Here is a 6,617-nt window from a genome sequence, read left to right on the forward strand (position 1 = left end):
CACGGCCACGAACACGACGAGTTGCTCCACGGTCATCATGGAAAAACATTCTCCAAAATCGAACAAAACGTCAATTATTATTCGATGGAATACGACATTTAAGAAGACCATGTATTGCGCAAACGAGGAAATACCCGCATGCGCATTGCCGTCACCCACAATCCCGACCGCTCCTGGACCGCGCCGATCATGAACCTCGCGCCCGGGATTATATTGTCCTGCCTCGTGGCGCTGGCCGCCTTCGGGCTGGAGGCGGTGGAAGTGCGGCTTTCCGGCCATCGCTTCATCGAGAACCTGGTGCTGGCGATCCTGCTCGGTACGCTGATCCGCTCGCTCGTGTCGCTGTCTGAAGTGTTCAAGCCCGGCATCCGCTTCTGCGAGAAATTCATCCTCGAAGTCGCGATCGTGCTGCTCGGCGCGTCGATCAGCGTGCAGGCGCTGAAGGCGGCCGGGCCGGCGCTGGTGCTCGGCATTATCGGCACGGTGGTCGTCGCGATCGCGGTTTCCTATGGCATCGGCCGCGCGCTCGGGCTCAACAAAAAGCTCGCCACGCTGGTGGCCTGCGGCAACTCGATCTGCGGCAATTCCGCGATTGCGGCCGCCGCCCCGGTGATCGATGCGGAACCGCGCGATATCGCCTCGGCGATCGCGTTCACCGCCGTGCTCGGCGTCATCATGGTGCTGGCGCTGCCGCTGGCGCTTGTCGGCCTCGGCATGACCGGCGCGCAATATGGCGTGCTCTCCGGCCTCACCGTCTATGCCGTGCCGCAGGTTCTGGCCGCGGCGCAGCCCGGCGGCGTGATCGCGGTGCAGACCGGCACGCTGGTGAAGCTGATCCGGGTGATGATGTTGGGTCCGGTGCTGTTCGCGCTCGGCATGAGCATGCGCTCCGGCTCAAGCGGCGCCAAGGTGAAGCTCAGGCATATCGCGCCCTGGTTCATCATCGGCTTCGCGCTGATGATGGCGTTGCGCTCGGCCGGAGCGTTTCCCGAAGAGTTCATCGAGCCGCTCGCCCACACCTCCAACGCGCTGACCGTTCTGGCGATGGCCGCGCTCGGGCTGTCGGTCGATATCCGCTCGCTCGGCCGCGCCGGCGGCCGGGTGGTCGCCACCGCCGTGCTTTCGATCGCGGCGCTGACGGCAATCGCGCTGGCGCTGATCTTCGCGCTGCAGATCGGCTGATCAGGAGGCGACGGGCCGCTTCAGCGCGGCCCGCAGCCGCTCCACCTCATCGCGGCAGCAGCAGCCCTCAAGATGGTCGTTGACCAGCCCCATCGCCTGCATGAAGGCATAGACGGTGGTGGGGCCGACGAATTTCCAGCCGCGCTTCTTCAGATCCTTCGAAATCTTCACAGAGACGGGCGTGGTCGGGTTTGCCCTCAGCGTTTCGAGATCGACCACTGCCGGCCGGTCCTCCGGTCCCGGCTCGTGCGCCCAGAAATACGCGGCCAGCGAACCGAATTCGGCCTCCATCTCGATGGCGCGGGCGGCGTTGTTGATCGCCGCCTCGATCTTGCCGCGATGGCGGATGATCCCGGCATCGGCCAGCAGCCGCTCGACATCTGATTGATCGTAATGCGCAACCTTGTGAAAATCGAAGCCGTCGAAGCCGGCGCGGAAATTCTCGCGCTTGCGCAGGATCGTCAGCCATGAAAGCCCCGACTGGAAGCCTTCCAGGCAGAGCTTCTCGAACAGCCGGAAATCATCGGTGACCGGTCGGCCCCATTCCTCATCGTGATATCTGAGATAATCCGGCAGATTGCCATGCCAGAAACAGCGGACCTTGCCGTCATCGCCCGTTATCAACCCCGCCGTTTCGCTCACAGTCGCCTCCTGATTCTCATTGGAACAAAAAGGAAACATGTTTTGAGCGGGACGGCAAGGGCCGAGCGCTCGAGCCAATATGAAATGCAGCCGTCGCGGGTGTGATCATTCATGAAACCTTAACCAATTTATACTTTATTTATCGTTAATATTACGCCGCACCCGAGAGTCTCCATGCTTCGCCTCACCTCCTCAGCGGGCCTGCTCCTGCTTGCCGCGTCATTTGCCGCTTCTGCCGATTGCGCTTCAGCCGAAACCGCGTTCTCCGTCTATGGCGGCTATCAGACCGCGCCGCATTCATCGATCGAGATCAACGGCGCTGACGCTTTCACCGCGGGCTGGGAGGGCCGGTCGTTCAACTGGCCGGCCTATTGGGGGGCGCGGGCAACCTACTGGCTCGACCGCTACAAACAGCCCAATCTCGGCATCGCGCTCGATTTCAGCCATGCCAAGGTCTATGCCGATGACGCGACGCTCGCCAAATCGGGCTGGAGCCATTTCGAATTCACCGACGGGCTCAATCTGCTGACGCTGAACGCGCTCTACCGCTTTCCGATAAAAGACAGCAAGTGGACGCCCTATCTCGGCCTCGGGGCCGGCATCAACGTGCCCCATGTCGAGGTCACCCGGCCATCCGGCCGCACCTATGGCTACCAGTTCGGCGGCCCGACCGTGCAGGCCCAGGCGGGCGTTTCCTACAGTTTCGCAAAGAACTGGGACGCCTTCGTCGAATACAAGGCCAACTATTCCTGGGTCGACGTCGAGATCGACAGCGGCGACCGGATGAAGACCGGCATCCTCACCAACGCCGTCAATCTCGGCATCGGCTTCCGGTTCTGAGACCGCCTATGCTCGCGGCGGCTCGTCCGGCGGGTCGGTCGGATCCGGCGTCGCGGCGGCGGGCGGATGCGGTGGCGGGGTTTCGATCACGTCCGCCTTTCGGCGTTCGCGCCGCGCCAGCATGCCGTGGCCGCACAAGGCCGCCATGGCGCCGAAGCCCAGCAATACGACGATGATGTTCGCGATCCAGCCGAGGAACGGCAGGTAATGCAGCAGCGACATCAGCACCAGCCCGCCGGCAATCGCCAGCAGACGGTTGACGAGGCTGGGCTTGAGCGGCCTGATGCTGGTAACCACCCACCACGACAGGGCGTAGACGGCGAGAAGGTAAGCAAAGGTCCAGCCGACCACCGTCGCCAGAATGATGAACGGGATCAGCGGAATGGCGATGATCGTCATCAGCGCCAGCGGCACCGCGCCGAACAGCGTCGAAAGCGCAACGAAGCCGTAGCCGAGCGAGGCGAAAGGCCGGGTGATCAGCCGCGTCCGGGCCGCCTCCGTGCGCTGCGGGGCCAGCACCAGGAACACCGTCGCCAGCGCCAGCATGAAGACCAGCATGGAAATGAAGCTCGCGACCACGGTCGTGTCGGAGACGATCTCGGTTTCATCCTCCTCCACCGGGGCTGCCTCGTGCGTCAGCTGGTGGAATGTCACCTTGTCGGCGGCAATTACCGATTCCGGAATGGTGACTTCATCCGGCGCATAATAGGTCAACGTTCCGCCGATCGTGGCGTCCGGGCCGAAGGCGATATCATCGCCCATGATCCTGACATCGCCGGAAACCGCCGCGTTCAGCATCAGGTCGCCGCTGCCGACGAGCAGGCTGCCCGCGATCGGCGCGTTGATCGCCACCGAACCGCCCGCCAGCCGCGCATTGCCGCTGACGGCAGCATCGGGGCCGACCTCGATATCCGCGCCGGCAGCCGAAAGATCGCCGGCGACCGTGCCGTCGATCCTGACCGAAAATCCGGCCGCATAGAGATCGCCGTTCACGCTCGCGTTGGAACGAACCCTGGCGCCCGCCAGAAGCGCATCGCGGCCGACCGATCCGTCAATCCGCGCCGTCGCGCCGGCCACGAAGGCATTGCGCGGGCTGTCCTGGTTCAGCACTGTCGTCGTGCCGCTGGCATAGGTATCGCCGCCGAAGACCATGATCTTGTCGTCATCCGCCATCGCGGCGGCGCTGCCAAGCGCCAGAACCGCAAATGCCGTCGCCAGAATGCGTGTCAATCCGCTCATGACCAAAGCCCCTCTCGCCCGTCAGCCGGTATTCTTCGCTGCCGACACTATCCCGCTTGTGAGGGCTTTCGTAAAGGGCCAATACGCCTCAGCCCGCGCGGCATTTCAGCACCGCCGCCGCCAGCGCCTCCATGCTTTCGCGCCGCCTGTCCGAACGCCGCCAGCAAAGCCCCAGCCGGCGCGCGGGTTGAGGCTCCGCAAAGGGCAGGATGGTCAGCGGCGTGCGCGCGGTCTCCGCCGCCACCGCCATTTCGGGGATCAGCGTCATGCCCATGTCGTTGGCCACCATCTGCAGCAGCGTGGTCATCGACGTCGCCCCGACATTGACGATGGCGCGTTTCGGCTTGTGGTCGCAGAGTGCCAGCGCCTGATCGCGCAGGCAATGGCCCTCCTCCAGGAGCAGCAGGCGATCGACCTCCAGATCGGCCTGGGTCAGCGGCGAGGCCAGCACGGTCTCATGATTGCGCGCGACCGCCATGAAGAACCGGTCGGCGAAAAGGTCCATCGTCTGGATGCCGTCGCGCTCGATCGGCAGCGCCGCCACCACCGCATCGAGCGTTCCCTCCTCCAGATGGTCGAGAAGCTGGTCGGTGACGGCTTCCTTCAGGGCGACCTCGGCTTCGGGATAATGGCGTTTCAGATAGGGCACGAGTTTCGGGATCAGGTAGGGGGCGACGGTTGGGATGAGGCCGATCGCCACCGACCCCGAAAGCGGCCCCGCAGCCGGCCGGGCGGCGTGTTCCAGCGCCGCCATGGCGGAAAGCACGCTTGCCGCATGGGCAAGCACCCGCTCGCCCTCGCGCGTCAGCAGCACCTGTTTGCGGGTGCGTTCGAACAGCGCCACGCCGAGCGTAGCCTCCATATCCATGATTTGTGCGGACAGCGCCGGCTGGCTGATATGCACCGCCTCCGCCGCCCGGCCGAAATGGCGCTCGCGCGCCAGCGCCTCAAAATAGCGTAATTGCCTGAGTGTAATCATGATAGGAAAAACCTATCGTATTTGCAGGAAATCGCAATTGGAAACTATCACTTGTTCGTGAGACCATGCCTGACAGATACAATGGAGGAAACCATGGCAGATAAACCGACCCTGACGACAACCGCCGGCGCCGCCGTGCCCGACAACCAGAACTCGATCACCGCCGGCCCGCGCGGCGGGGTGATGATCCAGGATTACCAACTGATCGAAAAGCTCGCCCACCAGAACCGCGAGCGTATTCCCGAACGCGTGGTCCACGCCAAGGGCTGGGGCGCGTTCGGCACGCTGAAGATCACCGGCGACATTTCCAAGTACACCAAGGCCAAGTGTCTCCAGCCGGGCGCGGAAACGCCGATGCTTGCCCGGTTCTCGACCGTTGCCGGCGAACTGGGTGCTGCCGATGCCGAGCGCGACGTGCGCGGCTTCGCGCTAAAATTCTACACCGAGGACGGCAACTGGGATCTCGTCGGCAACAACACGCCGGTGTTCTTCGTCCGCGACCCTTATAAGTTCCCGGATTTCATCCACACCCAGAAGCGCCATCCGCGCACCAACCTGCGCTCGCCCAAGGCGATGTGGGATTTCTGGTCGCTGTCGCCGGAAAGCCTGCACCAGGTGACGATCCTGATGTCCGATCGCGGCATTCCGGTCGATCCGACCTTCATGAACGGCTACGGCTCGCACACTTATTCGTTCTGGAACGACGCCGGCGAGCGCTTCTGGGTCAAATTCCACTTCAAGACCGAGCAGGGCCACAAGCACTACACCAATGACGAGGCCGAGACGCTGATCGGCAAGAGCCGCGAGACCTATCAGGAAGCGCTGTTCGACAAGGTTGAGACCGGCAACTACCCGCGCTGGAAGGTGCAGGTGCAGATCATGCCGGAGAGCGATACCGGCAAGACCCCTTACAACCCGTTCGACCTCACCAAGGTCTGGCCGCATGGCGACTATCCGCCGATCGATATCGGCGTGATGGAACTCAATCGTAATGCCGACAATTACTTCGCCGAGATCGAGCAGGCGGCATTCTCGCCGTCCAACATCGTGCCCGGCATCTCGCATTCGCCGGACAAGATGCTGCAGGCGCGCATCTTCTCCTATGCGGACGCCCATCGCTACCGCCTCGGCACCCATTACGAGGCGCTGCCGGTCAACGCGCCGAAATGTCCGGTCCATCATTACCACAAGGATGGCCAGATGAATTTCTTCGGCCAGAAGACCGGTGCGACGGACGCCTATTACGAGCCGAACAGCATGGGCGGCGCGGTCGAGGACAAGTCGGCGATGGAGCCGCCGCTCGCGATCGAAGGCGCGATGGCGCGCTACAATCACCGCGAGGGCAATGACGACTTCTCGCAGCCGCGCGCCCTGTTCGAACTCTTCGACGATGGCCAGAAATCGCGCCTGTTCGACAATGTGGCGGCCGCCATGGGCGGCGTGCCGGGCGAGATCATCGAGCGCCAGCTCGCGCTGTTCAAGCAGGTTCACCCGGACTATGAAGCCGGCGTTCGCGCCGCGCTGAAGGAAGCCCACGGTTACGAGGCCAACGCGATCTCGACGCCGGGCACGCCGGACGCGGCTGAATAGGGCTGTTTCATCTGCGATCATGTCGAAGGCCGGCGCCTCGCGCGCCGGCCTTTCGCTATTCCGCCGCCGCCCTGGTCTCCGCCCGTGCGAAATGGGCGGGAGCCAGGCCGGTGTGGCGGGTGAAGGCGAGGCTGAAGGCGCTGGA

At 63.7% G+C, this 6,617-nt stretch carries 6 protein-coding genes; 3 read left to right on the forward strand and 3 right to left on the reverse strand.

The genetic code is table 11. The features are described 5' to 3' along the window. Positions 1–138 precede the first annotated feature (138 nt). Positions 139–1,182, forward strand: a complete 1,044-nt coding sequence (locus B4E36_RS08115; RefSeq protein WP_292054227.1) for a YeiH family protein — start codon at positions 139–141, stop codon at positions 1,180–1,182. Here B4E36_RS08115 and B4E36_RS08120 read toward each other — a convergent pair whose 3' ends face one another. Beyond that, positions 1,183–1,863: a DNA-3-methyladenine glycosylase I gene (locus B4E36_RS08120; RefSeq protein WP_292054225.1), complete on the reverse strand. Its 681-nt coding sequence runs from the start codon at positions 1,861–1,863 to the stop codon at positions 1,183–1,185. A 135-nt stretch (positions 1,864–1,998) separates the two neighbouring features. Here B4E36_RS08120 and B4E36_RS08125 point away from each other — a divergent pair, with 135 nt between their 5' ends. After that, positions 1,999–2,664, forward strand: a complete 666-nt coding sequence (locus tag B4E36_RS08125) for an outer membrane protein (protein ID WP_345900217.1) — start codon at positions 1,999–2,001, stop codon at positions 2,662–2,664. 6 nt (positions 2,665–2,670) lie between these two features. Here B4E36_RS08125 and B4E36_RS08130 read toward each other — a convergent pair whose 3' ends face one another. Then, positions 2,671–3,903, reverse strand: coding sequence for a polymer-forming cytoskeletal protein (locus B4E36_RS08130; RefSeq protein ID WP_345900218.1), 1,233 nt, complete (start codon positions 3,901–3,903; stop codon positions 2,671–2,673). 88 nt (positions 3,904–3,991) lie between these two features. Beyond that, positions 3,992–4,882 (reverse strand): hydrogen peroxide-inducible genes activator, encoded by an 891-nt coding sequence (locus B4E36_RS08135; RefSeq protein WP_292054221.1) that lies wholly within the window; start codon positions 4,880–4,882, stop codon positions 3,992–3,994. 93 nt (positions 4,883–4,975) lie between these two features. Between B4E36_RS08135 and katA the strand changes: the two genes are divergently transcribed. After that, a complete protein-coding gene (katA, locus tag B4E36_RS08140) occupies positions 4,976–6,472 on the forward strand; it encodes a catalase KatA (protein ID WP_292054220.1) in 1,497 nt (498 codons plus the stop codon). Positions 6,473–6,617: the final 145 nt, after the last annotated feature.

The sequence above is a fragment of the Martelella sp. UBA3392 genome, from assembly GCF_002358775.1.
Taxonomy (GTDB): domain Bacteria; phylum Pseudomonadota; class Alphaproteobacteria; order Rhizobiales; family Rhizobiaceae; genus Martelella; species Martelella mediterranea.

Coding starts and splice junctions, on each gene's coding strand:
- B4E36_RS08115 (WP_292054227.1), top strand. CDS start 139: ATGCGCATTGCCGTCACCCACAATCCCGACCGCTCCTGGACCGCGCCG.
- B4E36_RS08120 (WP_292054225.1), bottom strand. CDS start 1,863: ATGTTTCCTTTTTGTTCCAATGAGAATCAGGAGGCGACTGTGAGCGAA.
- B4E36_RS08125 (WP_345900217.1), top strand. CDS start 1,999: ATGCTTCGCCTCACCTCCTCAGCGGGCCTGCTCCTGCTTGCCGCGTCA.
- B4E36_RS08130 (WP_345900218.1), bottom strand. CDS start 3,903: ATGAGCGGATTGACACGCATTCTGGCGACGGCATTTGCGGTTCTGGCG.
- B4E36_RS08135 (WP_292054221.1), bottom strand. CDS start 4,882: ATGATTACACTCAGGCAATTACGCTATTTTGAGGCGCTGGCGCGCGAG.
- katA (WP_292054220.1), top strand. CDS start 4,976: ATGGCAGATAAACCGACCCTGACGACAACCGCCGGCGCCGCCGTGCCC.